The organism is Paenibacillus curdlanolyticus YK9 (genome assembly GCF_000179615.1).
In the GTDB taxonomy this organism is placed as follows: domain Bacteria; phylum Bacillota; class Bacilli; order Paenibacillales; family Paenibacillaceae; genus Paenibacillus_T; species Paenibacillus_T curdlanolyticus.
The window spans coordinates 1-24062 of the sequence record NZ_AEDD01000017.1 but is presented as its reverse complement, the minus strand read 5'-3'; the positions used below and the strand labels follow the sequence as shown (position 1 = coordinate 24062).

At 52.3% G+C, this 24062-nt stretch carries 29 protein-coding genes; 20 read left to right on the top strand and 9 right to left on the bottom strand.

What is annotated here, in order from left to right:
* Nucleotides 1-70: 70 nt before the first annotated feature.
* From PAECUDRAFT_RS23805 to PAECUDRAFT_RS23790, 4 genes are all read left to right on the top strand, one after another.
* Entirely contained in the window at nucleotides 71-1648 is a 1578-nt protein-coding gene (locus PAECUDRAFT_RS23805) for a histidine kinase N-terminal 7TM domain-containing diguanylate cyclase (RefSeq protein ID WP_006040731.1), read from the top strand.
* Nucleotides 1649-1769: 121 nt separating this feature from the next.
* The gene (locus PAECUDRAFT_RS23800; RefSeq protein ID WP_006040730.1) at nucleotides 1770-2213 is read left to right on the top strand and encodes a GNAT family N-acetyltransferase; all 444 of its coding nucleotides are present in this window, start codon (nucleotides 1770-1772) and stop codon (nucleotides 2211-2213) included.
* A 27-nt stretch (nucleotides 2214-2240) separates the two neighbouring features.
* Nucleotides 2241-3122 carry a PhzF family phenazine biosynthesis protein gene (locus PAECUDRAFT_RS23795; RefSeq protein ID WP_006040729.1) on the top strand — a complete coding sequence of 294 codons (882 nt, stop codon included), beginning with the start codon at nucleotides 2241-2243 and terminating at the stop codon, nucleotides 3120-3122.
* Nucleotides 3123-3174: 52 nt separating this feature from the next.
* Nucleotides 3175-4746 carry an ABC-F family ATP-binding cassette domain-containing protein gene (locus tag PAECUDRAFT_RS23790; protein WP_006040728.1) on the top strand — a complete coding sequence of 524 codons (1572 nt, stop codon included), beginning with the start codon at nucleotides 3175-3177 and terminating at the stop codon, nucleotides 4744-4746.
* Nucleotides 4747-4821: 75 nt separating this feature from the next.
* Here the strand turns inward: PAECUDRAFT_RS23790 and PAECUDRAFT_RS23785 are convergent, their stop codons facing one another.
* On the bottom strand, nucleotides 4822-6189 hold the full coding sequence (locus tag PAECUDRAFT_RS23785) for a TrkH family potassium uptake protein (RefSeq protein WP_040714180.1): 1368 nt from the start codon (nucleotides 6187-6189) through the stop codon (nucleotides 4822-4824).
* A gap of 81 nt (nucleotides 6190-6270) precedes the next feature.
* The gene (locus PAECUDRAFT_RS23780; RefSeq protein WP_006040726.1) at nucleotides 6271-7251 is read right to left on the bottom strand and encodes an NAD(P)-dependent alcohol dehydrogenase; all 981 of its coding nucleotides are present in this window, start codon (nucleotides 7249-7251) and stop codon (nucleotides 6271-6273) included.
* 191 nt (nucleotides 7252-7442) lie between these two features.
* Here PAECUDRAFT_RS23780 and PAECUDRAFT_RS23775 point away from each other — a divergent pair, with 191 nt between their 5' ends.
* Genes PAECUDRAFT_RS23775 through PAECUDRAFT_RS23755 form a run of 5 tightly spaced genes read left to right on the top strand, consistent with a single transcriptional unit; the run spans nucleotide 7443 to nucleotide 11072 of the window.
* A complete protein-coding gene (locus tag PAECUDRAFT_RS23775) occupies nucleotides 7443-8450 on the top strand; it encodes a phosphotransferase enzyme family protein (RefSeq protein WP_006040725.1) in 1008 nt (335 codons plus the stop codon).
* Between the two features lie 6 nt (nucleotides 8451-8456).
* Nucleotides 8457-9368, top strand: coding sequence for a 2-hydroxyacid dehydrogenase (locus PAECUDRAFT_RS23770; protein ID WP_006040724.1), 912 nt, complete (start codon nucleotides 8457-8459; stop codon nucleotides 9366-9368).
* Between the two features lie 22 nt (nucleotides 9369-9390).
* Complete coding sequence (locus tag PAECUDRAFT_RS23765; RefSeq protein WP_006040723.1) at nucleotides 9391-10152, top strand: (S)-benzoin forming benzil reductase; 762 nt, start codon at nucleotides 9391-9393, stop codon at nucleotides 10150-10152.
* An 11-nt stretch (nucleotides 10153-10163) separates the two neighbouring features.
* Entirely contained in the window at nucleotides 10164-10733 is a 570-nt protein-coding gene (locus PAECUDRAFT_RS23760; RefSeq protein WP_006040722.1) for a GNAT family N-acetyltransferase, read from the top strand.
* A gap of 12 nt (nucleotides 10734-10745) precedes the next feature.
* Nucleotides 10746-11072, top strand: a complete 327-nt coding sequence (locus PAECUDRAFT_RS23755) for an antibiotic biosynthesis monooxygenase (protein ID WP_006040721.1) — start codon at nucleotides 10746-10748, stop codon at nucleotides 11070-11072.
* 19 nt (nucleotides 11073-11091) lie between these two features.
* Here PAECUDRAFT_RS23755 and PAECUDRAFT_RS26025 read toward each other — a convergent pair whose 3' ends face one another.
* The gene (locus tag PAECUDRAFT_RS26025; RefSeq protein ID WP_006040720.1) at nucleotides 11092-11268 is read right to left on the bottom strand and encodes a hypothetical protein; all 177 of its coding nucleotides are present in this window, start codon (nucleotides 11266-11268) and stop codon (nucleotides 11092-11094) included.
* A gap of 202 nt (nucleotides 11269-11470) precedes the next feature.
* On the opposite strand from PAECUDRAFT_RS26025, the gene PAECUDRAFT_RS23750 reads away from it, so the two are divergent.
* Nucleotides 11471-11977 (top strand): YfbM family protein, encoded by a 507-nt coding sequence (locus tag PAECUDRAFT_RS23750; protein ID WP_006040719.1) that lies wholly within the window; start codon nucleotides 11471-11473, stop codon nucleotides 11975-11977.
* A 49-nt stretch (nucleotides 11978-12026) separates the two neighbouring features.
* Here PAECUDRAFT_RS23750 and PAECUDRAFT_RS23745 read toward each other — a convergent pair whose 3' ends face one another.
* Complete coding sequence (locus PAECUDRAFT_RS23745) at nucleotides 12027-12362, bottom strand: antibiotic biosynthesis monooxygenase family protein (protein WP_006040718.1); 336 nt, start codon at nucleotides 12360-12362, stop codon at nucleotides 12027-12029.
* Between the two features lie 123 nt (nucleotides 12363-12485).
* Here PAECUDRAFT_RS23745 and PAECUDRAFT_RS23740 point away from each other — a divergent pair, with 123 nt between their 5' ends.
* A complete protein-coding gene (locus PAECUDRAFT_RS23740) occupies nucleotides 12486-13151 on the top strand; it encodes a hypothetical protein (RefSeq protein ID WP_050794424.1) in 666 nt (221 codons plus the stop codon).
* A gap of 29 nt (nucleotides 13152-13180) precedes the next feature.
* Here PAECUDRAFT_RS23740 and PAECUDRAFT_RS23735 read toward each other — a convergent pair whose 3' ends face one another.
* Entirely contained in the window at nucleotides 13181-13615 is a 435-nt protein-coding gene (locus PAECUDRAFT_RS23735) for a hypothetical protein (RefSeq protein WP_040714177.1), read from the bottom strand.
* Nucleotides 13616-13781: 166 nt separating this feature from the next.
* On the opposite strand from PAECUDRAFT_RS23735, the gene PAECUDRAFT_RS23730 reads away from it, so the two are divergent.
* Nucleotides 13782-13979 carry a hypothetical protein gene (locus PAECUDRAFT_RS23730; RefSeq protein ID WP_144266654.1) on the top strand — a complete coding sequence of 66 codons (198 nt, stop codon included), beginning with the start codon at nucleotides 13782-13784 and terminating at the stop codon, nucleotides 13977-13979.
* 75 nt (nucleotides 13980-14054) lie between these two features.
* Complete coding sequence (locus PAECUDRAFT_RS23725) at nucleotides 14055-15014, top strand: hypothetical protein (protein WP_006040715.1); 960 nt, start codon at nucleotides 14055-14057, stop codon at nucleotides 15012-15014.
* A 61-nt stretch (nucleotides 15015-15075) separates the two neighbouring features.
* Here the strand turns inward: PAECUDRAFT_RS23725 and PAECUDRAFT_RS23720 are convergent, their stop codons facing one another.
* Nucleotides 15076-15837, bottom strand: coding sequence for an HAD family hydrolase (locus PAECUDRAFT_RS23720; protein WP_407636299.1), 762 nt, complete (start codon nucleotides 15835-15837; stop codon nucleotides 15076-15078).
* A gap of 21 nt (nucleotides 15838-15858) precedes the next feature.
* Complete coding sequence (locus tag PAECUDRAFT_RS23715) at nucleotides 15859-16839, bottom strand: helix-turn-helix transcriptional regulator (protein ID WP_006040713.1); 981 nt, start codon at nucleotides 16837-16839, stop codon at nucleotides 15859-15861.
* A gap of 116 nt (nucleotides 16840-16955) precedes the next feature.
* Here PAECUDRAFT_RS23715 and PAECUDRAFT_RS23710 point away from each other — a divergent pair, with 116 nt between their 5' ends.
* The 7 genes from PAECUDRAFT_RS23710 (at nucleotide 16956) to PAECUDRAFT_RS25055 (ending at nucleotide 22317) form a co-directional block, all read left to right on the top strand.
* Nucleotides 16956-17402, top strand: coding sequence for an SRPBCC family protein (locus PAECUDRAFT_RS23710; protein WP_006040712.1), 447 nt, complete (start codon nucleotides 16956-16958; stop codon nucleotides 17400-17402).
* Nucleotides 17392-17853, top strand: a complete 462-nt coding sequence (locus PAECUDRAFT_RS23705; RefSeq protein WP_006040711.1) for an EVE domain-containing protein — start codon at nucleotides 17392-17394, stop codon at nucleotides 17851-17853. The genes PAECUDRAFT_RS23710 and PAECUDRAFT_RS23705 overlap by 11 nt, the downstream gene beginning before the upstream one ends.
* Before the next feature lie 70 nt (nucleotides 17854-17923).
* Nucleotides 17924-19510, top strand: coding sequence for a DNRLRE domain-containing protein (locus tag PAECUDRAFT_RS25060; protein ID WP_006040710.1), 1587 nt, complete (start codon nucleotides 17924-17926; stop codon nucleotides 19508-19510).
* A gap of 33 nt (nucleotides 19511-19543) precedes the next feature.
* Entirely contained in the window at nucleotides 19544-20116 is a 573-nt protein-coding gene (locus tag PAECUDRAFT_RS23695) for a hypothetical protein (protein WP_006040709.1), read from the top strand.
* A 12-nt stretch (nucleotides 20117-20128) separates the two neighbouring features.
* Nucleotides 20129-20506, top strand: coding sequence for a hypothetical protein (locus tag PAECUDRAFT_RS23690; protein ID WP_006040708.1), 378 nt, complete (start codon nucleotides 20129-20131; stop codon nucleotides 20504-20506).
* A 30-nt stretch (nucleotides 20507-20536) separates the two neighbouring features.
* Entirely contained in the window at nucleotides 20537-21967 is a 1431-nt protein-coding gene (locus PAECUDRAFT_RS23685) for a hypothetical protein (RefSeq protein WP_006040707.1), read from the top strand.
* On the top strand, nucleotides 21964-22317 hold the full coding sequence (locus tag PAECUDRAFT_RS25055) for a hypothetical protein (protein ID WP_006040706.1): 354 nt from the start codon (nucleotides 21964-21966) through the stop codon (nucleotides 22315-22317). The genes PAECUDRAFT_RS23685 and PAECUDRAFT_RS25055 overlap by 4 nt, the downstream gene beginning before the upstream one ends.
* 196 nt (nucleotides 22318-22513) lie before the next feature.
* On the opposite strand, the gene PAECUDRAFT_RS23675 is transcribed toward PAECUDRAFT_RS25055, so the two are convergent.
* Together PAECUDRAFT_RS23675 and PAECUDRAFT_RS26020 are read right to left on the bottom strand one after the other, a co-directional pair.
* Complete coding sequence (locus PAECUDRAFT_RS23675) at nucleotides 22514-23308, bottom strand: nucleotidyltransferase domain-containing protein (protein ID WP_006040705.1); 795 nt, start codon at nucleotides 23306-23308, stop codon at nucleotides 22514-22516.
* A gap of 255 nt (nucleotides 23309-23563) precedes the next feature.
* The coding region (locus tag PAECUDRAFT_RS26020; RefSeq protein WP_006040704.1) for a hypothetical protein at nucleotides 23564-24062 on the bottom strand (499 nt) is incomplete at its 5' end.

Below are 24062 nucleotides of genomic sequence, written 5' to 3'. Positions count from 1 at the left end.
CGCTATTCAATGTCGATTTAAATATGTTACCATAAATTACATATAAGATTATTGAAAGCAGGCGGCGGCATTGAGTTCGCAAATTGCAACATTTATTACCCTGGTCGGGATATCCGGCGTACTTAATTTGTTTTTATGTTTTTATGTGTACTCGCGGAGAAGAGAGACGGCCGCTTCCCGCACGTTTATTTTGTATACGCTAGCATTGTCGATATATTGTTTCGGTTACACCTTTGAGTTAGGCAGCAGCACGCTTGAGCAAGTCCGATTGTGCATTACGATTGAATACATCGGGCTTAGTACGTTTACGCCGCTCGCTCTAATCCTCGTTCTGCAGTATCTGGGGCGTGCGCTATCGCGCATCGTGACAACGGGGTTGTTCATTATTCCCGCAATCACATGGGTGATGGTGGCAACGAGTCATTATCATGACATGTACTATCGTGTATTCAAGTTTAAGGAAGGCGTTACGCCGCACGTGCTGATCATTGAGATGGGCCAATGGTATATTTTGCACGACTTCTATATGATGTTCTGTACTGTGGCAAGCATTGTCTTATTGCTGAGCCGGTGGAAGCAGACGAGGAAGACGTTCCGAAGGGAGCTCGCTTTCTTGATGGGCGGGCTCTTAGTGCCGATGACGGCGGGAATTTCGTACCGGCTCGGCTTAACGCCGACTGGCCTTGATCCGGTTCCGCTCAGCATATTCGTCTCATCGGTGTTGTTTATTTGGGCGATTTTCTCGACGCGGATGCTTACGGTTATTCCGGTAGCGAAGGAGTCGATTTTTGACAGCATGGGGGAGGGCTTTATCGTTCTCGACTCGTCGGAGCGGCTTGTGGACTATAACCGGACCGTCAGCACGATGATTCCTGCACTGCGCCAATCGATGATCGGCCAACAGCTGGATGAGGTGTGGCTGGAGCTGGCAGGGGAGTCATTCCCGCTGAAACGCGATCAGGATAACAGCGTCGAGGAGCTGACATGGACAACCGACGGAGTCGAGAAGGTGTATGAAGTTCGCTCCTCCATGCTTCGGCATCGTAATGGGGAGCGTGCAGGCAGCCTGCTGATGCTCATAAATGTAACGGAGCTGAAGCGGCTGCAGCAGGAGCTGGAGCATCAGGCTTATTATGACGGGCTTACGCAGATTTTGAACCGTACGCAGTTTATTCGGCTCGGGCGTGAAATGCTTGAGCAGATGCGGGGGCAGCGAATGCCGTTCGCGCTTATGCTGTTCGATATTGATTATTTTAAACGGGTAAACGATACGTACGGGCACGAAACAGGGGACAAGATGATTGTCCATGTTGTCTCGATTTGCAAAGAACGGCTGCCGGAGGATGCCTTGTTCGGCCGGTATGGCGGAGAGGAATTCGTGTTGGCATTGCCATTCGTCACAGCGCAAGGGGCGGAGGCATTGGCAGAACGGCTGCGTGCGGCGATGGAATATGCTCCCCTGCTTACGCCCAAAGGGGTATTAACGGTAACGGCCAGCTTCGGCATCGTTCAGGTGGCAGGCGCTAATGATGAAACGCTGGAGACATTGCTTAGCAAGGCGGATGAGGCGTTATACACATCGAAGCGTGATGGCCGGAATCGGGTTAGCGCGTATGAATTATACAGCAAAGTCGGCAGCGCTCCGTAATTAGGAGCTGCTGCGCGGCTTTTTTAATTAGATCTTCATTTGTATGGGTGCCCGTACAATAGTAGATTGATAACAAATTTATGGATATAATTTTAATTACTAGAAATTGGGGGGGCGTCTTGTGATCAACATTAGAAGCCTGATGCCTGATGATCTTCAGGCTTGTGTTCGTTTGTACATGGATGTGTTTAATGCCGAGCCGTGGAATGATGAGTGGACGGAGGAGCGGGCGGCGGAGCACTTGACCGATTTTACGAATATGCCGAGGTTCAAAGGCATTGTGGCTGTTCAAGGGGAAGTGCTGCAAGGCTTCATATTCGGCAGCGTGCGCAAGTGGTGGCAGGGCGACGAGTTTTTCATCAACGAAATGTGTGTCCGAACGGACGTGCAGCGAGCTGGCATTGGAACAAGCTTAATGCGGCATCTTGAGCAGGTGATGAAGGAAGAGGGCGTCCGCAACCTTGCCCTGCTGACGGATCGCGGAATGCCGGCGGAATTCTTTTATAAGAAATACGGGTTTGAGGAGATTTCGAGGATTATGTTCCTAACCAAGGATGTGGAATAGTTACGACAACAAGGAGGGTACGCGACGGTGAGCACTATTAAGGTTTATCACTATGATGCCTTTAGCACAATTCCGAATAAAGGAAACCCGGCGGGCGTCGTCCTAAACGGAGAGCACCTGACGGAGGAACAAATGCTGCAGGTGGCGGCGGCAGTGGGGTTTAATGAGACAGCTTTCCCGCTGCCATCCGATCGGGCAGACTGGCGAATCCGATTCTTCACTCCCGGTCATGAAATCAGCCTTTGCGGGCATGCCACTATGGCGACGATTTACGCATTGAAGACTAGAGGGCTGCTGGGTGATCTGACGACGCTGACCATCGAAACAAAAGCAGGCATATTGTCTATACAGCTGGATGAACGAGAGGAAGGTTTGTTCATTACGATGCAGCAAGCAGCTCCCCAATTCGCGTCGTTCAATGGGTCAATTGCGCAATTGGCTTACGCGATGGGCATTGATCAGGAGGATATTGCTACTGAATTGCCGGTGGTATACGGCAGCACAGGAACGTGGACGCTAATCATCCCCGTTAAGGGACTGGCTGCTTGCGAGCGAATGAAGCCCCGTAATGAGCTTTTCCCAAGTGTGCTGGAAGAGATGCCGCGCGCATCACTGCATCCTTTTTGCCTAGAAACCTATGATCCCGCCGCACACATGCATGCTCGTCACTTTTCCTCTCCGTTCTCCGGTACGATTGAAGATCCCGTTACAGGTACAGCCTCCGGCGTGATGGGTGCTTATTATGCGAAATACATTCAGCAAGGCCAAGACGCTTTATTCCAATTGCGAGTAGAGCAAGGACAGGAGATCGGCAGAGACGGCAGAGTCGATGTGACCGTTGCTAATGGCACGGGCATTACGATCCGGGGAAACGCCGTGTACGTGAACGAGTTCGAGGTGTCGATCTAATGGTATAATCGTTTCATACCATCGGAACGACAAGGGAGCTAATCAGATAACCATGAGCGTAATTCGGCTAGAGAACGTGACCAAGCGGTATGAAGATGCAATGATCTTCCGCGATATTTATTTTCGAGTGAGCCAAGGCGAGCGGATCGGGCTGATTGGACGGAATGGCGCTGGCAAATCGACCGTGTTCAAGCTGATTCTGGGACAAGAGGAGCCGACAGCCGGGAAAGTGGAGCTCGACCCGCAAGTGAAAATCGGCTATTTCTCGCAGTTTTCGGAGCTGAGCGGGAGCCTGTCTGTTCAGCAGGAGCTGGAACGGTGCTTCGAACAGGTTGCGGCCACTGAACGGGAGCTTCAGGAAGTAGGAGAACAGCTGGGGCTGGTAACCGACGACAATGTAATGGAAAAGCTGCTCGCGCGGCAAGCGGAGCTGTTCGAGCAGATGGATCATCTCGATGGCTGGAACGTATCCGTGGAAATCAATACCGTGCTTTCGAAGCTGGGCTTCAATGATCGGTCGCGGCATCAGCCAATTGACGAGCTGTCCGGCGGCTGGAAAAATCGCGCGGCGCTCGCGAAGATGCTCATCGAGTCGCCGGATGTCGTCTTGCTCGATGAGCCGACCAACTACTTGGACATCGAAGGGATTGCATGGCTGGAGCAGTGGCTGTATCGGTTCAAAGGCGCGATGATTCTCGTATCTCATGACCGCCAGTTTATCGATAAGGTCGTAACGCGGACGATCGAGATCGAGAATTATCATTTTCAGGAGTATGAAGGCAACTACACGGATTATATCCGCAAAAAGAAGCTGCGCAAGAAGGAGCTGGACCGCCAGTTCGAGTGGGAGGAAGAGCTGCTGCTCATGGAGGCGGAGGCGATCGACAGCCGTGCGAGCCGCAAATCGTCCAAAGATCGGCTTTCCCGCAAGCTGGCGGATAACAAGAGGCGAATTGAGCCGCATCCCGTCAATGTACTCATCACCGATATTTACGAGCGGCTCCGGTTTCCGGACAAGCTGTGCGAAGTGAAGAAGATCGGGCAATCCTATGAGGGGCGCGAGATTTTCCGGAACATCAGCTTTGATATTCAGAAGGAAGATCGCCTTGTCATCGTCGGTCCGAACGGAAGCGGAAAGTCCACGCTCATGAAGGCGCTAACGGGCCAGGAGCAGCCCGAATCCGGCGAAGTACAGTGGGAGAAGGGCGTCAATTACGCGTACTTTAACCGAATGTGGGAAGAGCTGGACCCGAAGGATACGGTGAGCCACGCCGTTAATACGTACGGATTGGGACTGGATGCCCCGCGGAAAAAGGTCAACAAGTTCCTCTCCATGCTGCAATTTTCCGAGATGGATCTAAGCAAGACGATCGGCAACCTGTCCGGCGGGCAGAAGGCGCGGGTCGCGCTGGCGAAGTGCCTGCTCTCGGGCGCAGCCGTCATCTTGTTGGATGAACCGACGAACCATCTCGATCTGACGAGCATTCAGGTGATGGAGCAGGCGTTGATCCATTTTCCCGGCGCCGTCATTACCGTAAGCCATGATCGATTCTTTATTGATAAAATCGGAACAAAGATGCTGACGTTCGATCCGGAAACGGGCGTAAGCGAGCAGAGCCTGTAGCTTCGCCGCCCTAACCGGTTACGGAACTAAAAACAGAGCATGGGAGACAACAATCTCCCATGCTCTGTTTTATTTTTATCCCGTCATCACGCGTTCTACCGGGTAATGGAACTTCCGATCGTCCCTATCGTTGCCAATCAGATTGAGCGACGAGGTTAACCCGATTCTTCCGACGAACATGAGCACCATCAGAATACATTTGGCGAACATGCTCAGGTCCGGCGTGATTCCCGTCGAGAGTCCGACCGTGCCGAAGGAGGAGCATACGTCCAATACAATAGCCATAAGCGAAGGCTCATGGTCCGATATGCTGATCGCGATAATGGACAGGCTGCACAGGAAGACGGCTAATATCGTAATGGCCAGCGATTTGAGAATATCGTCCTGATGCAGCTCGCGCCGGAACACTTTAACCTCGCGGTTGCCTCGTGCGTAGTGGAATAGGAATAGCATATTCAGCGCAAAGGTCGTTGTTCGGATGCCTCCGCCGACTGAATTCGGAGACCCGCCTATAAACATATAGACGCACATGAGCAGCAGCGTCGGCAGCGTGAAATCGTTAATATCCATCGTCGTCAGCCCCGCGCTTCGCGTTGTTGTCGCCTGAAAGAGCGCGTAGAAGAAGCTTTTATGCCACGACATCGATTGAAAGGCATGCCGGTGCTCAAGCAGCCAGATCAGGAGCGTCCCGATCAGGAGAAGGATGCCGTAGGTGAACGTCGTCAGCTTCGTGAACAGGGAGAAGCGGAAGGGACGCTGATTGTCCAGCAGCGTTTTGCGTGCTATATACGCTTTTACCTCGATTAATACCGGGAAGCCGATCGCCCCGAAAATAATGAGCGCAATCGTAACGATTTGCACAAAATAGTCGCCCGCATACGGAGCGAGAGACTGTCCGGTGATGTCCATCCCCGCATTGGTCGTCGCGCTGACGGAGGCAAACAGCCCGTGAAGGAAAGCTTCCGTCCATGTCGGATAGTAATGCAGGAATCGGAAACCGAATAGAAGCGCCCCTAGCAATTCCGTTAGAAGAACGATTCGCAGGATATCCCTGACCAAATGAACGAGGCCGGACAGCGCAAACTGGTTGTTATCGACCATAATAAGCTGCCGTTCCCGCAATCCGATTCGACGCCCTAGCAGCAGCCAGAAAAAGGTGCTCATCGCCATAATGCCGATCCCGGCAAACTGCAAGACAATCATAATGACGAAATAACCGAATACGCTGTAGGTTTCTGCGATGTTAAACACGGTAAGCCCCGTGTCGCTTACGACGCTGACCGCCATGAAGACCGTGTCGAAGAAAGAGACTTGGACGCCGGGCTTAAGCACGGCAGGAATGCTGAATAAGAGGATGGATACCGTTACGGCTAACAAATAGTAGCCGGTGATGACCTGGGCAGGCGAGCGCCTCTCCGTCCAGATTCGCAAGTTTCGCCACATGGCTGACTGATCCCTCGCAGGCACAAATGTGATGGTGGCAAAACTATCGCCAATCCACAACATCCCCTTAACTCGCCGCTTCTATACGCCGCTGGTAGGTGCAATCGTTAATATGACGTTCCCCTTTTTGCGTCCAGTCTCGACATATCGATGGGCATCAGCGGCCTGCTCCAGCGGGTAAAGCCGATCGATTACAGGGCGAATCTGTCCATCTTCAATAAGCTCTCGAAGGAAATCAAGATTGACCCGCTGCTGGCGCAAGCCTGCTGCGACGAAAATCGCCTTCTTACCGCTGCTTCTAGCGGTTCGAAGCATGCTTAACAGGATAGCGGGCGAAGGCACTGTCGAGAGATAGATGCCGCGCGGCGCGAGCGCGTCCCGGCAGTGGGAGAAGGAGCTTCGACCAATCGCATCAAAAATGACGTCATACGTCTGGCCGCGCTTCGTAAAATCTGCCTTGGTGTAGTCGATTACGTGATTAGCCCCTAGTGACCGCACTAATTCCGCATTGGCTGTGCTGCATACGCCCGTTACGTTAGCCCCGTAAAACTTGGCTAATTGTACGGCATAAGCGCCGACCGAGCCGGAGGCGCCATTGATCAGAATCGATTGCCCGCGCTGAAGCTTGGCATGGTCGCGAAGGAAGACCAGTGAGGTTAAAGCGCCATCGCAGGCGCCTGCGGCTGCTTCATGCGATACGTTGGAGGGCTTGATTGCAAGCACGGCGTCCTCCGGCAAGCATTTGTACTCCGCATAAGCGCCGAACGTACGTGTACTGATGCCGAACACCTCATCGCCTTCCTTGAAGGCCAGAACCCCTTTCCCGACCGCATCAATAACGCCGGATAGCTCGACGCCCAGTATGGCATGGCGAGGCCGTAGCAGCCCATACATGAATCGGATGGCAACGGGGTCCGCTTTGCGAAACGCACAGTCCGACGGCGTTACGGCCGCTGCATGAATGCGGACTCGCACCTCATTGTCCTTAGGCGTCGGTTTCTCTCTCTTTTGAAGCGTCAGCACATCCGGGGAGCCGTATTTCGTGAACACTATCGCCTTCATAACATCCCTCCACACGAATTTTTCCAGTTAAGTTTGTTGCACATAATGTAATATATACCATACACAGTGTCAAGTTAACCTTACATATTTGGGCAGGAAGTATTTACAAATCGGGCGGACGGTTGGTATAGTGGGGCAAACGCTTAAATCTTGTAAAATTCGGAAGCTTTGGGGGAAGGGGTCTGCAAACAATGACAAAATGGGACGAGCTTTTGAAGCGGTACTTTGAGGGCGTACCGGGCTATGTTGTGGAGCCGGTACCATTCGGTCTGACGAATGACACGAAGGTTGTTACAGTTGACGGGCGCAAATGCATTGCTCGCATGTACAACGCCCATTTGAAGAACGTGCCCGCCATGCGGCTTGAGGCGGAGATCACGTCCGAATTAGCAAGCATGGGACTATCCTTCCAAGTTCCGCAATTTCAAGAGACGTTGGATGCCAAGCTATTCGTCCAACTCTCCGACGGGACGCTTGGCGCCGTTACGACGTTTCTCGAAGGGACGGTTTATGAGCTGGCGGGCGCCGAGCAGGCGTATGGGCTTGGACGGGTAATAGGCGAATTGTCTTCGGCATTAAGCGGTACAGCTGCCGATAGCTTTGCTTACAGAGGAAGGCCTTTTACGGATTTTTATGGCCTTCATCCGCTTGCGAATAAATCGGCGGTGCACGCATTTTTGAAAGAGCCGCCTTTTGCTATAGCAGATGAAGATCGATCCTTTTATATGGAGATGCTTACGTTCGTCGAGAGGGAGAGCGGTGTGCTGGAGCAGCTGCCGAAGCAGTTTGTACACCATGACGTATTAATTTTCAACCTATTGGCGATCGATAATCGCATTCATGCGGTACTCGACTTTGATTTAATGTCCTGGGATATTGCATTCCTCGAATTCGCGATCGGTCTGAACCATGTGCTGCAAATGTCGAATGGGTCGCGGAGCATGGCGGAGGCTTTCGTGCAGGGTTACTCTGAGTATCGCACAGCTACGCGGCAAGAGATCGCCCAACTATCGCTGCTGACCCGGCTCTATCATCTCGCGGTCTTGCATATCTATGTCGGGCAGCATTATGCGGGGCATCAGGTTGAGCCGTACTTCACCTTTATTATGCAGCAGTTCCGCACGAGGATGGATTGGCTAACGGAGCATAAGTCGTCAATAGAAGAGCTGCTTCTAAAAAGTCTGTTGGGGGAGGAATGAGCGGCAGTGGCAGGACCCGTCGTGAAATGTGCAGTTGATCAGGCGATTCAGCTTTCTGAGGAGGAACGATCTCGACTAGAGGCTGTTTTTTCTGTCGATTACATAGACCTTCATAGCACGGATGAGGCTCGGCTAGGGCACTATTCGTCATTCTTGATCCATAGCAAAATCTCATCAGCACAACTAGCGAGCTTCAAGCAATGCCGATACATAGGGGTTCGGGCGCATAATACGGATTATGTGAGCAGGGAATTGGCGCGCGAGCTCGGGATTACGGTTAAAGGGATACCGCAGGAAGGGGCTAGCGCGGTTGCGGAGCATACCTTTGCTCTGCTCTTCGCAGTAACGAAGCAGCTGGCAGCAGCCGGTCATAATGTTCAAGCGGGCAAATGGAGAGAGGGCTTGAGCCCGAACCTGGAGCTGCGCGGCAAACAGCTAGGCATCATCGGCTATGGCACGATCGGCCAAGAGGTGGCAGCAATTGGGACGGCGCTCGGCATGAAGCCGCTCATTGCGTCGAGCAGAGGGAGCACAAGCGCGCAGCAGGAGGGGCATTTATCGCTAGAAGACGTATTGCGGCAGTCGGACCTGGTCACGCTGCATGCGTCCACGAAGGCAGGCGGAGTGCCGCTAATCGGCGGGCGGGAATTCTCCATGATGAAGGATGGCGCGATTCTGATCAATACGGCCAGAGGAAGCTTAGTCAATGAGAGGGATTTGGCGGAGGCTTTGCGAAGCGGCAAGCTGTATGGCGCGGGACTGGACGTGTACGAGGACGAGCCGGTGCGCGATTCCGATTTGTGCAGGCTGCCGAATGTCGTCTGCACGCCGCATGTAGCCTACTTTACGCGGGAAACGATAGCGAGAATGAATAGGAGTTTGATCGATCAGGCATTGGATTTTTTTAAGCGCAGCTAGACAAACAAGGAGATCGCAATGTATGAAATATTTCATTATCACAGGAACATCGCGGGGAATCGGCGAATCGATTGCGGAGCAATTAATGGCGCCGGACCATCATCTGTTCTGCATTTCGCGCGAGAAGAATATGCGCTTGCTTCAACAGAGCAGCAGCATCACCTATTTGGCGTTCGATCTGAATCAAGTCGACCAAATTGAAGCACTAATGGAACAAATCTTTCAATCCATTGATAAGTCCCATGCAGAGGGGATCTACCTTATCAACAATGCATCCATGATTGCGCCCGTCGCATTCATCGACACCGCAGAAGCGATGGAAATTACGCGAAATATACAGGTGAATCTGCTCGCTCCCATCCTGTTGAGCGCGTCATTCATCAAGCATACGAAGCACGGCGCAATGGATAAAAGAATCGTGAATATTTCATCCGCTTCTGCAAGGAACCATCTGCCGGGCATGAGCCTATATTCGGCCGCAAAAGCGGGGCTGGACGTATTCTCCCAATGCGTCGGCTTGGAGCAAAATAGCGCGCAAGCGCCTGTGGGCATCGTGTCCATCTGGCCGGGCATGATCGATACGGAGCTGCAGCGCGAAGCGAGAACGCAGGACAAAGCCGTTTTCCCGTCCGCTGATGTGTTTGACTCGGTGAAAGAGTCGGGGATGCTGACGACGCCAGAGGACACTGCGCGGCAAATTATAACCTTCTTGTTCAAGAAGGATTTCGAGCATGGCGAAGTTGTCGATATTTATGACTATTCGAAGCTAACCGAACAACGTTAAGGAGATTGTTTATGGATACGATTTTGATTGATTGCAAGGACGTCATTTTAAGAGAATTTCTCGTTTCTGATTTAGATCCTTTTCATGCGCTCACGTGGCAGCCTGAAATCTACGAGTATTTGCCTGGCTGGAACGTACCCAAGGAGCAGCGCGAAGATTGGTTTATGAACTATGAGCTCCCGGAAAATGAACAGTTTTTCAATGCGGTGTCGCAAGGAGCGGACATTGGCGATATCCGTCTCCGACTAGGTATTATCTTGAAAGAGACGGGAGATTTCATCGGCTGGTGCTGTTCGGGAATTAAAGACGAATTGCCGGCGCCGAACCGGGAAATTATGTATGCCATTTCTAAGGATCATAGGGGAAAAGGGTATACCACCCAAGCCGCGCAGGGCATGATCAACTATTTGTTTGAAAATACGAACGTTGAGACGCTCAGTGCGGTTGCGCTGTTGCACAATGAACCGTCGAATCGAGTCATTCAAAAATGCAGATTTGACCTTCAAGGTATCGTCGAGATTGATGACGAAAAATATAACCATTATCGGCTGAACAAGCACGATTGGACGGCCAAACAATAGGAGGTTGTGACTGTGTCGGAAACCAATTTTGCGATAGCGCTGTATCGCCCAAACCCGGGCAAGGAGAACGAGCTGCGAGCGATTGTGAAGGAGCATGAGCCTGCGTTAAGGCAGGAGGGGTTAATAACGGAGCATCCATTGACGCGATTGGAGGGGGCCGATGGTACCATTATTGAAATGTTTGAATGGAAATCGGCCGAGGCGATGCACCAGGCGCATAAGTCGCCCGTTATCTGGCCGATATGGGAGCGGATGATGGCTGTGGCGGAAATGGCGAATTTAGCTTCGCTCCAAGAAGCGAACCAGCCGTTTCCGAATTTCAAGCGGCTTGAGCTATAAGGTGCGTCTAGCGAGCTAGTCAGATCCCTAAGAAATTCAATAAACGCGTAAACCAGTTTGAAGCTTTTCTAGCTAGTCGCCGATGCGGGCTTTTGAACATTAGAGTCGTAGGCGTTCCGTATGCCATGAGAATGAGCGGATCGCCTTTGCTGTGCAAATCGTAAAGCAGCTGAGAGTGGTTGTCCGGATGATTCATTCGTTCTCCTTTATGCAATGAATAGTGGATTCTGATATGTAATCATAAGTTAATTTGTTGTAAAAATATATAAGTAAGTGTAAAAATTAATTATAATTTATCATTTGCTCAACAACAAAGGGACTTCTCGCAAGTGAGGAGTTCTGTTACATGAATTCTGGTATGAATATATCTATATTTTAGTTGTGAGAGGGGTATTCCCATGGGCATGATAGGCCATCTGAAGCAGGTTTCGCCAGAGCTATTGAATGATCTGATTGAACAAAAGGTAGATGCGTTTAGCATCCTCTTCGAGGAGTCGGATGTTAATCGCACGTTATATTTGGATAAGTCTTGGCATGCCATTCATTTTCTGTTGAACGGAGAAGCGTGGGAAGGCGAAGAGCCGCTAGTCTATGCCGTATTTGGCGGCGCAGCCATCGGCGGGGAGCCGAACTTCGAAGAGGGCGATGAGGTAGAAGAGGATAGCCCGGCGCGCTACCTGACGGTCGAGCAGGTTAAGCAGGTTAGCGCCGCATTGCAGCAAATCCCAGAGGAAGAGCTGGCGCGCCGCTTCATTCCTGCACGCATGGCAGAATTGGACATTTACCCGTCGACCTGGGAGGATGAAGGCGAGTTGGCGTATGTGATGGACTATTATCGTGAACTAGCCGCTTACTATCAGGAGGCAGCCGACAACGGCCAAGCGATGCTGCTGCATATCGGATAAATCAAAAAGGGGTTCCGTTCGGCGTAAGCCTGAACGGAACCCCTTTGCTCTATCGATTAAGGCCGAACGCATAAGCGCGCTCTACCTTGCAAACCTTCACCTCATATTGCTCGTACCAATCTTGCCGTCCGCGTTCTTGCGCCACTTGATGGGCCGCATTGCTTTTCCAATGCGAGATGGCCTCTAAGCTCTCCCAATAAGATATCGTAATGCCGAAGCCATCCTCGCCCCGGGCGCTTTCGACACCGACGAACCCGGGCTGCTCTCGTGCAAGCTCCTCCATTCGATCAGCCATATTGCCATATCCATGGTCGCCTTCGGTACGTTGGCTCGTAAATATAACCGCATAAACGCCAGCGTTTGTTGTTTCCTTTGCTTTAGTCATCCGTTTTTTACCCTCCACATCGTTCGGCGTATACAACTTCACTTCATTATACAAAACAACGATGCAGGCCGATAAGCACTCCTTCGTAAACGTATGCATATTCTTGAAGGATTACGTTTTGAAATGAGGGAAGGCATGTTCCCGTATTGCTATGACTATGCATGGCCAACACGCAATTGGGTGCACACGGAAGAGGGGCCTGCACTTGTCTATTGGTATCAAGGGGAGTATTATCTGCTAACCATGCGCAAAATGGCGGTGCAGCCCATAAACGCTGCTGGGAGGTCCGAATTTGCGAGCGTGACATCTGACAAGCAGCCAGATGCGAACCTGGAACGCACGATTGCCCGATATTACGGGCTGCAGCAGGGTATAGATGAGGTCCATTATTATTACAATCGTATTGATTTAGATGGGGACAACGAGTCCGAAACGTTTGTATGGTTAACTGGGCCTGACCTCTGTGGCACAGGGGGCTGCAGTGCCGTTATCCTTAAACCGAACGGGAGCGTTAACGGTTATCGTGTCGTGTCGAACTTTACGCTCGTTCGAGCGCCGATTATTGTGAGTGACCGGAAGACGAACGGGTGGCATGACCTCGTTATGGAAGTGTCGGGCGGGGGCGGCGGAGCGCCAGCACGGCATATTTTGCAATACGACGGTAGTCGATATCCTTCGAATCCATCTACAACCCCTCTCGTTCCCGAGGGTGCTGAGGTAGCTGGTACCACCATAATCGCTGATGCGGAGGATGGAAGCTTCCCCGGCATCCCGCTTATGTCGTTTTGATCATCCGCTGTTTATAACTTTCTTAGCGTTCATAACTTATTCGATATATCGCCATATTTGATTGGAATAGTATAACTTTCTTTTGAAGTTGTGATTTTAATGCCAACCCCATTTTGTAGCATATCTCGCGTCAATGTCCCATCGGTTTCAAAACTACATGTAAATACTGTTTCATGATATGAGCCTAATCGAAAAGGCGTTTTTCCGTTTCTGTCGTCTGATTCCAATTTTTTTGAGTCAAAACCGACCGCGTCTTCTAAATTAGGATTTAGCATGACAATACTAGCTTCAAATACGGCTTCTTTTTTTGACTCATTGGCTACTGCGGCATGTACCTCTAATCTGTCTTCTTTTTCATGCCATCTAACGAAACTTTGCTGTTCAACCACCAGCTCTTTTTTTACGGAGCATGCAGTGCCGAATAGCGCTAATAGGACCAACAATATGAATAACCTTTTCGTCAAGGATGGCTCACCCCTTTCTCTCTCCCTAGAAGGCGACTGTCGGCTATTTTCGGAACGTGCAGACGGTGGTTGCAACATCCGAGCATGAGGATTATATTGGATATAAATAAAAGAACATCCAAGAGTCCACTCTTATTGAATGCTCGGCATTAAAGGGGGATTATTCGTGGAACAGATTGAGCAAGAGGCCTATTGGGATGACAATAGCTCCATTATGACAGGCATTCGAGTCATCATGCTTTTGACGACAGCCATCATTCTTGCGGTGTCGGTAGTGATGGTTTTGCATACCCAGCAGACCTCTGCCAGCGGATTGACTTATGATGACCTGCAAGAGAGCAAGCCTTATTTATGTTTGCATTAGACACTATACAGATGTGCACTCGGGGGATGAGCCATTATTTTTCACAAGTGGATACTAACAATAATTGCATTGCTTATGGTAATCATGATAGTTGGCTGCGGTAGCCAAGATCCTGCAGATAATGATCTGCGTGCTGCTGAGCAGCCTATCGTAGAGGAAACATCGGCTTCTTCGGAGGTTGTAGCGAATGAATCGGCAGAACCGAAGGAACAGGAAATAGCGGAAACAGATGCTGTGACTGTTAATTATGCGGCTCAATACAATGGGCAGTGGGTGACCTTAATCAAGCCTGAGCGATGCGGCACGTGTAAAAATACGCTGAACATCGAGATCGATTCGGCTAATCAAGCAACCGTTTCGATCCAACAAGCATCCGACCACGGCACGCATCTTGCTGGCATTGATTTTACAGTACAGTTGGACGGGCAGGGCAGCGGTGCATTTACCTTTGATGAGGATGGGTGGTTCCACCAAGGCAAAGGCACGATTTCGCTCCAATCAGATGTCATCGAAGTTACGATTACAGAAATGAAGGACAATCCGGATGCGGATGAAGTTTCCAATACCTATAATATTTTTAGCGGGACCCAGCAATTTTACAGACCGGAAGTGAACAGGCGAGCAATCATGGCTAAGCTTATGGAAGATACTGATATTGATGCCTTGGAATTTAAGTATGAGGACGAGAAGGGGTATTGGTACTATTGTGCTGTGATTGATCCCAATTCCGAGGGCGAGCCACTCTGTTATGGCATTGACCCGTATTCCGGCAAATATTTTGACGATATTTCTGGTGGCTATGAAGGGAATATCTATTCTGATCACAGTGTTCCCGATTTTGATGAAGTAGCTGCATTTGTCAAACAAAAGTTAAACCTTGAAGGCGACACACAATTTAACGGTTCCGATTATGGATTATACATCGTGCAGGTGGGCGAGCAAGAGTTTGAATATGACTCGGATACAGGGGATCTTTTTGACAGCAAGACGCATAAGCTGCTCGACGGTATTGGGCTAATTGAGCCCACTCAGTAATAACTGTTTAATCAAAATCAATAGGCTGGCAAGCCCCTCCACCGAGGTGCCTGCCAGTCATTTATTTTTCCAGAATAATTTGATCATAAGCCGACACGATCACCTTCGCGTCCCCCAGCAAGCTAACCTCATGCTCAGAGGGGGCCAGCCCAATCGTGACCGCAGCCCCCGCAGCATTGCCCATCTGCATATCCCCGTTCGTATCGCCGATCACCGCAACGTCCCGAGGGGCGAGGTCGAGCTCGCCGCAAGCTTTATACACCATATCGGGAAAAGGCTTGCCGCGCTCGACGGCATCGTCGCCAATGACCGAGGCGAATAGCGGACGAATGCCCATCCATTCCAAATGCCGCTTCGAATCCTCCGTTTCGTCGGCGGTGACCACGCCAAGCAGAAGGCCTAGCCCATAGCATTGGTGTACAAAATCAACAACGCCGGGCAGCGGGCGCGCAGGCCGAATCCGCTGAATCTCGGCATCGGCCGCTTCTTTACATGCCCGCGCGAGCCGGATGGACTCCCCCCAAGGCTGGCCTTGCTGGTAGCCTTGCCATGCTAGCGTCGAGAGCAGATCTCCGATCGATCCCATCGCCACGGGACCGTTGCAATCGTAATCGACGACCTGTCCGGCGCCATCCGACTTCAAGCCCCACAGCTGATCCAGCGGCGCGATCGGCCCGTCGAATCGCTCTGCAAAATGCGCATAAGCGAACTGGCACCAAGTTCCCCACAGCGCGACAAAATCCAGCAGCGTCCCATCCTTATCGAACAAAATCCCTTTTACCGTATAGTGCTGTTGTCCAATCGTTAGTCGAGGCAAGCGCATCCCCCCGTTGTAATAATCCTGTTATTCTAATTCAGCATAGGCCGCCGCCATAGCTGCTGCATGCTCGCGGACGCGGTCACGCAGCGATTGCGGCTGAAGCACGCGGGCATGCTGCCCCCAGCTGAGCACCCACTGCAGAAGATCCTCCTCCTGCCGACAGTGAAAAGTTGCCAGCGCATCATGCTCCCGTTCTTCCAGGCTCGTCAGGTAGAACGATGGATTTTCTCGAACCCAAGGGATAGCCGCTTTGGCAAAAGACACCGTCACTTCTTGATAAAAGTTTTGCTCGGGCTCATACGCGTTCATGCGGAACGATTCAGGACGCTCAAAGGTATCCGTCAGCAGCGCCGCCGACGCCATCCGATCCAAGCGAAACTGGCGCAACTCGCCCCGCAGCGTGCAGTGGCCGACGAAGCTCCAGCTTCCGCGCGAATGAAATAAGCCGTACGGATGGACGCTTCTCGCCGTCGGAGCTTCCTCCTCGGAAGCATAAGGGGACGTCCGGCGGCTCCGGTAAGTAAACGATAACGCCCGCTGCTCCAATACCGCCCGGCGCACAAGCCCCAATGTCTGCTGCTCCGCCTCATCGATAGGGGGAATATGGTACGTTTCGTCCAAATTCAAGTAATGAATGCTGTCCCTCAGCTGCCGCACCTGCAATCGTTGCTGCTCCGGCATAATAGCCTCTATTTTCGCCTGAGCGGTATGCGCAATTTCCCCGTAAGCATGGTCGAACGTGTTCGCAATATAGTCCCCTCCAAGCAATAGCATTGACGCTTCGAGCGCAGTGAATTGGATGGGTGGCAAAAAGAAGCCTTCCATCAGCTCATAGCCGATGCCGGGCGTCGAACGAAGCGGAATGCCCGCAATCGAGAGTGCTTCCATATCTCGATAAATGGTGCGGACGCTCGTTTCGAGCCGTTTGGCAAGATCCTCAGCACGCACTACGCCCCTTCGCTGCAGCTCTAGCAGAATCGCAAGCATCCGATCTGAACGAGTCATTATTGGTTTAAACCTCCGATTTGCTCCTGACAATACGCTGGCAAGAGCGGGTTGTTATAGTGAACATATTCTCAGGTCGGATTGAAAAATCCTACTTAAACAAAGGAGCGATTTTCATGTGGCAATTTGAACACAGCGAAGTAACGGCAGCGAAGGCGGAGACGATTTGGCGTCTATACAGCGATCTAGAAACATGGGCGGTATGGGACCCGTTCATACACGTGGAGCTGCAGGGGACATTCCAAGCCGGAATGAAGGGGACGCTGCAGCCGAAGGGGAAGGGCGTTCTGGATTATGAGCTGCTGGAAGTAACGCCGCTGCAATTTTTCTCGGATATGACGTATATGCCGGCGCTCGGCATTGATGTGAGCCTGGAGCATACGATTGAACCGATGCAAGAAGGCACGAAGGTGACCCACAAGATCGTCATAACGGGTCCGAACGTTGATACGGTAGGCGTTCAGTTCGGCGGGGAGATTGCCAAACGAATGCCGCATACGGTGGAGTCTTTAGTAGCATTGGCTGAACAAATCGAGCGTGAGCGTGGTCAAAATGGGCGCTAATCATTCGCCGCGATATTGGATAGGCGTTGTGTCAAGATCGCATGTCGTGCGAGGCGTAGCGGGCGGGTTCGCCCAGCTATGCCATGGCAAAGCGGCTCCCTTGAAGCGAATGCGGGAGGGAGATTGGCTAATTTATTACTCGCCCAAAACAGCCATGGAGGGCGGAGAGCCGCTGCAGGCATTCACCGCCATAGGCAGAGTGCGGAACGCATTCGTGTATGAATTTGCGATGAGCGAATCGTTCGTTCCTGTTCGCCGCGATATTGATTTTTATGAATGCAGCGACGCCCCAATCCACTCGTTATTAGATCAATTAAGCTTTACAAGGGAGAATCGGCGCAATTGGGGGTATCGCTTTCGAACGGGGCACTTCGAGATTGATGAAGCAGATTTTAAAATAATCGCAGAAGCGATGAACCTACCATTGTCGTTTACAAATGAATCACTATAAATTAATGGCGCGTTGACAAAGCCCCTCTATAGTAAGTAGGCAATAAAAAATGCCATTTAGGAGGGGAATAATGAAGGCGTTACCAGTTGTTTTGACGAGAAAGAGCTTGTTCATTATGCTTTCGGCGGTGCTTCTGATCAGCTTGGTTGGGGTTTATGTGCGCACCGAGCAGCCCGCTGCTGCAGCGACCACGTCATTTCGATTCGTCGTGTTGGGGGATTCCCGCGGTTCAACGGACGGCATCAATGAAACGACGATGAGAAGCCTGCTGACGCAAATTAAAGCGCTGCCCGTGCAGCCCAGCTTTGTTGTGTTTACGGGAGACCAGGTCCAAGGCGGTTCCGACGTGGAGACAGAGCTGACCGATTGGAAAAACATCGTCGACGATTATTATCCGACGAATCAGGTTTATCCGGCATTAGGCAATCACGAGCATGATGAGACGATTTTCAGCAACGTGTTCAACTACTTGCCAAGCAATCAGCTGGCAGGCTATCAGCGGTCTGCGTATTACTATGACTATGGCAATGCGAGATTTTTCGTATTGAATTCGGACCGCACCGATGCTAATGGCAAGTACGTCATTAATTCCGCACAGCGTACATGGCTGCAAAGCAACTTGCAAAACAATGGCAAGACCCACAACTTCATTACGTTCCACGTCCCTGCGTACCCGATCGGAGCGCATTACGGCTCCTCGCTGGATGCGAATCCAACGGAAAGGGATGCATTCTGGAGCGTAGTCGACGGCAATAACGTGACGGCGGTTCTGGTGGGCCACGAGCATAACTACAATCGCCGCAAAATCGATTCGAGCTTCAGCGCGAACGGCTACAGCTTCACCCATAACATCCAGCAAATCACGTTAGGGGGAGCGGGCGCGCCGCTCAGCTCGACGAAAACAGACGCCAAAGGCGTACAAGTAGGCCCAATCACTTCGTATCATTACATGGTCGTGGATGTAGCGGACGAGACGGCAACGTTCACGGTATACGACATTAACGGGAACGTCATCGATTCCTTCTCGGAAACGCGCGGCGGCGGTGGGGGCACGGTACCGCCGACAACGACGACTGCATCGTTCCAGGACGGCGTTGCCCCATCCGCCAGCTATGCGGGCACAACGGATACGCATATGATGCAAAATGCCGCAACGACGAACTATGGCACGGCGACGACGCTGATGGTCGACGGGGACGAGCCGTCGGGCAGCACAAGCGACGTGTCGACGCTGCTAAAGTGGGACGTCAGCTCCATTCCAAGCAGCAGCGTCGTTACGGATGCGAAGATTACGATTAACGTAACGGACAAATCGAGCAGCACATACAGCTTGTATGAAATGAAGCGGAGCTGGGTTGAGCTCCAAGCGAATTGGAATCAATACGCTACAGGAAGCAGCTGGCAGACGGCAGGAGCGAAAGGGACATCGGACCTTGGAAGCACATCGCTAGGCGCGATTACCGCAACAGCGACGGGCAGCTATACGGTTACGCTGAATGCGGCGGGCATCGCAATCGTACAAGGCTGGATCGCGAACAGCGCCAATAACAAGGGCATTATTTTGAGCAATAGCACGAACACGGATGGACTCGACTTCAGCTCCAGCGAAGCGTCGACGGCATCACAGCGGCCTAAGCTCACGATCACGTACCAGTAATAAGCGCCAGACAGGGACAGGGAGAACATAGAGATGAAGCCTTTCATTAGCGCCAAGGATTTGGCGATTACGCAGGCAGCCGCGGCTGCCTTTCTTTTTATTTGCGTACCGTTGATCAACGTATTCGGAACGAGTATGCACAAAACGGAGGGAATGCTGCATGGACTCGGTTCATGCGCAGCCGTCTTGCTGAGCTGCCAGTGCATTCATGGCATTTATGGTCTGCTGCGGGGCAAGGCAATGGCGGCAGCCAAGCTGGAGCTGCTGCTGTGGCTAACCGCTATCATTAATTTTATGGCAATTGCATTGGGGAATTGGCTGTATATCGGATACCGTTTGCCGGACGAAGCGCAGCAATGGCTGCTTTATAACATCCCGTCTGCCCATTCGGTGCTGATGGAATATAAAGAATTCGTATCGTTATTCCCGCTCGCGCTAAGCGTATGCGCGGCCGTTCTTACCCGCAGGGTGCGCAGAAGCGGGCTCGCAGCCGAAGAGGCCGCCGGAATGAATACGGTCATCGCCGTATTGGTGACGTTAATGTGGATTACGCTGCTCATTGCATTCGTGCTCGGCATTGGGCTCGCCAAATTGAAAATGGTGTAAGGAGATATCTTCATGTCCAAGACAGCATCAAGCGCTCCGCGGAACGGCGAAGCGGCCGCGGCGCTTTTATCCATCTTGATCGGCATGGCGGCCGTCATCGGCACGCATCTATGGTCGGTTGCGCAGCCGGCAACGGCGAACAGGGCTATGTACAAGCTGGGCAGTTGGATGCCGGGCTGGTATGGGATCGGACCATTCAGCGGCAAAGAAACGGCGGGATTAATCGGCTGGCTGTTTAGCTGGCTGGTGCTGTGGCTGATTTTCCGCCATCGTCAGCTGCAATTGAAAATATGGCTGTTTGCGTTTATCGGCATTTTTTTTGCGCTGATGGTACTGCTATGGCCTCCGGTATATCATGCGATTTTCGGCTGGCTGCCGGCTCTACCTTAAGACAGGGAAGCGAAGGAGTTTAGATAACAGATGAGATTTGCTAAACGCTATGGGCTATTCCTCAGTTTCTTGCTGGCGATTGCGGTCACCGGCAGCTCGCTGCTGTGGACGAACCTGCCTGCTCAAGGCTACATGAGTATGGAAATTACGGTGCCGCCAGCTCCGATCGACGTGCTGCTGCCAAGCGCGGAGCAAGTTGATATTCCAGCTTGGATGAGAGACCATGCGGGAACGCAGCTGCTGGTTGCATCGGATAAACAAGTCAAAGCGGCTTCCGGCCTGCTGCCGACATCCTTGTATCCGATCTTCGATGGCAGCGAAACGGCCGATGCGTTCAGCGCGAAGTACCCTCATTTGCCTGCGGAGTCGCTGTCTGGCTATGGCCGAGTGGTTTATGAAGCAAGCGTCGGCAGCGTGCAAATGCTGTATCTGGATTCGGAGAGCATGAACCAATCTACGGAAGCGCTGCAGGCGCAGTTGGAGTGGCTGGCGTCCCGCTTGGCGGACAAGCATCATCCCATTGCATTCGTTGCGCACCTGCCAACATCGGCAGACTTTTGGAATGAAGCTGCCAAAGTAGGGCTCGAAGCGGTTGTCGCAGATGGCGCGATCTATGTGCCGTCACAGCTAGTAGATCAACCGCCTTCCGACATGGACATGCTGGACATGCTGCCTCCGGTTTCCGGCAGTGCGATTACATGGAATCGCTGGCAGCCTGAGGCAAAGCTCGACAATGCCGAGTATTTGTCCATCGGGGCAAGGGCCGCAGAGATATCCATCATTGCCCGCGATAAGCAGGGCTCGCCAATCGATCAGCTGCTGCTGGCTGCAAGCCGCGACGATCAGATACGGCAGCTGGCGTCCCCTCTGGCAATGGGCTCGCAATGGCGGTATCGCGTGGGCGGGGATGATTTGTCCATCACCGTTCCTTCTGGCTTCGATATGACAGGGGAGCATCCGATTACAGAGCGGTTCCATCTGCCGGCGACGGACTGGCGCAGCCCGGGTTTTGACGATTCCAAGTGGGTGATAGGCGGAGCGCCGATGGGAAGCAGCGATGACAAGAAACGTGCGCGCGCCTATCGGACGCTGCTGCCGGCCAAGACGGCTGCGCCCTCCTACTATTTCCGAACGTCGTTCATGCTGGACGAAGAGCCGGAGAGATATGCGAAAATCTATGCGGATTTGAGCTTTGAGGATGGCATCGTGGTTTATGTGAACGGAGAGGAATTGGTGCGCAGCTCTATCGCAACAGGGCTACTGACTCCGCAATCGCTCGCTGAGCCGAATGAGCCCGTCTTGAACCGCCGCTTCGACGTGACGAATCAACGGAGCTTATTTCATAAGGGGCCGAATAGCATCGCAGCCGAGGTTCATCGCAACCATCCGGGTTCTCCGAACCTCTTATTCGATCTGGCGATCTCAACGGAGCTCGCGCAAGGCGAGGAGGCGTCGCGATGAAATCTATGCATCGAGCGGCACTTATGCTGGCGCTGCTCGCCGGAACGGCGGCATGCGGGGATTTGAATAAGCACAATCCCAATGATTTAATCGCAGATATTGGGGTTACCAAGTCGCAGCTTATCGTAAAAAACGGCGATCCCTACGTTTGGAGAGACGTCGAGATTACGCTTAACGGCAGCTATCGGTATCATGCAGACTATGTGCCGAGGGGGAGCTCGTCGTTTTCTTACAAAGCGTTCGTCAACAGCCAAGGCGAAAGCTATTCGCCAGGACGATTGAAGGTTCGCCAAGTCGAGATACGCGCGAAGCAGCAGGAAGGCGGAACGGAAGCGGCGTTTAAGTGGTAGAGGAATAGGAATCAAAACGCGCCAACAAGCGTCTAGTCGAAGTTGATGGCTGGGTGACTGTTGGCGCTTTTGATTTTTATAGCAATGCTGCAAAATATGCGCGGTTCGCCAGCACGCGTTCATCATCCGGAAGGTACGATTGATTTTTGCAACAAAAAAGGCCCCCAGCGGGAGCCTCATCGTCAGAGCGGCTTGCTTACGCGCGTAAATCTCGTTCGGACATGCATTGCTCCGCCAACGCCCTTATTTCCAAGCTCATTCGTAAGTTGATCGGATAAATGTTTTCCAAGAAGTTTAGAACATGAGTGGCCGATTCAGGGACCTTCTCGTAGCCTTGCATCATGTCGCGGACAACCGCTGCGAACTGCGGAAAGCGTGTCTCGACCCGCCGCTCATTGCCGAATACATCGGGGTAGTAATCGACTTCGGACTCGACCAGATGGAGAATGGACAGGATGCTGTCTATTGCATAACTCTCGACAAAACGAAGCGCGGACAGCTTTTCGCCCCGTGCATACCGCCCAAGCCCAACATAAAGATTGGTCAGCGCTTCGCCGACGGCGTGATCAAGGGAGGCTGCCCTGCGAGAAGGGATTGCGGCTTTACCGGAAACGATGCCATCGTTCGTATAATGCGGGGCTTTCCAAATCATGCGGCCCCCTGTATAAGAGGCGTGCTCCAGCTCGGTCTCCTCAAACACCGCGAATTCCCCGTAGATGCCATCCTCGAACAAAATCTTGTAGCCAATATCGCAGTTTTTAAATGCGTAAGCTAGCGGGTATGTCTCCTGCAGCCAATCCACTTGATCAATATATCGCTGCTTGCATCCGGGAGCCGTTACGACGAAAAAATCGAGATCGGAGTAGTCATCGATTCGATCTGTTTCGGTTCCTACCGAGCCTAGCCCGAATAGGGCTAACACGTCCCCGTTCTTGGCCAATACTTTGCCGATATTCTCTAATCGCTGCAGTAACGCATGTTTTTTGTTCATGGTGATGCTCCTCTCCGTTGTTTGAATGATGGGCGAGCATGCAAAAAAGGGCCCAACTTCGCTTATAAGCGAGGTTGAACCCTAAGGTTACATGGCCTTCGACATTCCCTTATAAAGTAGCACGGGGCGGGGTTGTCGTCAATAAAAGGAATTTTGCGCCAATTGGGCGAAAGGATTGAGTTAGCTGCCGTTCGGTGGAGAGCGGAGCGAGCCGAGCATCGCCGCCAGCGGCGGAATAGGGCATAAAATTCTGCCCTATGGGGCGCGCATCGCCGCCCGCGGCGGAATAGGGCATAAAATCTGCCCTATGGGGCGCGCATCGCCGTTCGCGGCGAAATAGGGCATAGAAATCTGCCCTATGGGGCGCGCATCGCCGCCCGCGGCGGAATAGGGCATAGAAATCTGCCCTATAGGGCGCGCATCGCCGTTCGCGGCGGAATAGGGCATAGAAATCTGCCCTATAGGGCGCGCATCGCCGCCCGCGGCGGAATAGGGCATAGAAATCTGCTCTATAGGGCGCGCATCGCCGCCCGCGGCGGAATAGGGCATAGAAATCTGCCCTATAGGGCGCGCATCGCCGTTCGCGGCGAAATAGGGCATAAAATTCTGCCCTATGGGGCGCGCATCGCCGCCCGCGGCGGAATAGGGCATAAAATTCTGCCCTATGGGGCGCGCATCGCCGCCCGCGGCGGAATAGGGCATAGAAATCTGCCCTATAGGGCGCGCATCGCCGCCCGCGGCGGAATAGGGCATA

Bases quoted from the DNA above. Each gene is read 5' to 3' on its own strand.
- PAECUDRAFT_RS23790 (WP_006040728.1), top strand. From the start codon at position 3,175: ATGAGCGTAATTCGGCTAGAGAACGTGACCAAGCGGTATGAAGATGCA.
- PAECUDRAFT_RS23785 (WP_040714180.1), bottom strand. From the start codon at position 6,189: ATGTGGCGAAACTTGCGAATCTGGACGGAGAGGCGCTCGCCTGCCCAG.
- PAECUDRAFT_RS23780 (WP_006040726.1), bottom strand. From the start codon at position 7,251: ATGAAGGCGATAGTGTTCACGAAATACGGCTCCCCGGATGTGCTGACG.
- PAECUDRAFT_RS23775 (WP_006040725.1), top strand. From the start codon at position 7,443: ATGACAAAATGGGACGAGCTTTTGAAGCGGTACTTTGAGGGCGTACCG.
- PAECUDRAFT_RS23765 (WP_006040723.1), top strand. From the start codon at position 9,391: ATGAAATATTTCATTATCACAGGAACATCGCGGGGAATCGGCGAATCG.
- PAECUDRAFT_RS23760 (WP_006040722.1), top strand. From the start codon at position 10,164: ATGGATACGATTTTGATTGATTGCAAGGACGTCATTTTAAGAGAATTT.
- PAECUDRAFT_RS26025 (WP_006040720.1), bottom strand. From the start codon at position 11,268: ATGAATCATCCGGACAACCACTCTCAGCTGCTTTACGATTTGCACAGC.
- PAECUDRAFT_RS23750 (WP_006040719.1), top strand. From the start codon at position 11,471: ATGGGCATGATAGGCCATCTGAAGCAGGTTTCGCCAGAGCTATTGAAT.
- PAECUDRAFT_RS23745 (WP_006040718.1), bottom strand. From the start codon at position 12,362: ATGACTAAAGCAAAGGAAACAACAAACGCTGGCGTTTATGCGGTTATA.
- PAECUDRAFT_RS23740 (WP_050794424.1), top strand. From the start codon at position 12,486: ATGAGGGAAGGCATGTTCCCGTATTGCTATGACTATGCATGGCCAACA.
- PAECUDRAFT_RS23725 (WP_006040715.1), top strand. From the start codon at position 14,055: ATGGTAATCATGATAGTTGGCTGCGGTAGCCAAGATCCTGCAGATAAT.
- PAECUDRAFT_RS23720 (WP_407636299.1), bottom strand. From the start codon at position 15,837: ATGCGCTTGCCTCGACTAACGATTGGACAACAGCACTATACGGTAAAA.
- PAECUDRAFT_RS23715 (WP_006040713.1), bottom strand. From the start codon at position 16,839: ATGACTCGTTCAGATCGGATGCTTGCGATTCTGCTAGAGCTGCAGCGA.
- PAECUDRAFT_RS23710 (WP_006040712.1), top strand. From the start codon at position 16,956: ATGTGGCAATTTGAACACAGCGAAGTAACGGCAGCGAAGGCGGAGACG.
- PAECUDRAFT_RS23705 (WP_006040711.1), top strand. From the start codon at position 17,392: ATGGGCGCTAATCATTCGCCGCGATATTGGATAGGCGTTGTGTCAAGA.
- PAECUDRAFT_RS25060 (WP_006040710.1), top strand. From the start codon at position 17,924: ATGAAGGCGTTACCAGTTGTTTTGACGAGAAAGAGCTTGTTCATTATG.
- PAECUDRAFT_RS23695 (WP_006040709.1), top strand. From the start codon at position 19,544: ATGAAGCCTTTCATTAGCGCCAAGGATTTGGCGATTACGCAGGCAGCC.
- PAECUDRAFT_RS23690 (WP_006040708.1), top strand. From the start codon at position 20,129: ATGTCCAAGACAGCATCAAGCGCTCCGCGGAACGGCGAAGCGGCCGCG.
- PAECUDRAFT_RS23685 (WP_006040707.1), top strand. From the start codon at position 20,537: ATGAGATTTGCTAAACGCTATGGGCTATTCCTCAGTTTCTTGCTGGCG.
- PAECUDRAFT_RS25055 (WP_006040706.1), top strand. From the start codon at position 21,964: ATGAAATCTATGCATCGAGCGGCACTTATGCTGGCGCTGCTCGCCGGA.
- PAECUDRAFT_RS23675 (WP_006040705.1), bottom strand. From the start codon at position 23,308: ATGAACAAAAAACATGCGTTACTGCAGCGATTAGAGAATATCGGCAAA.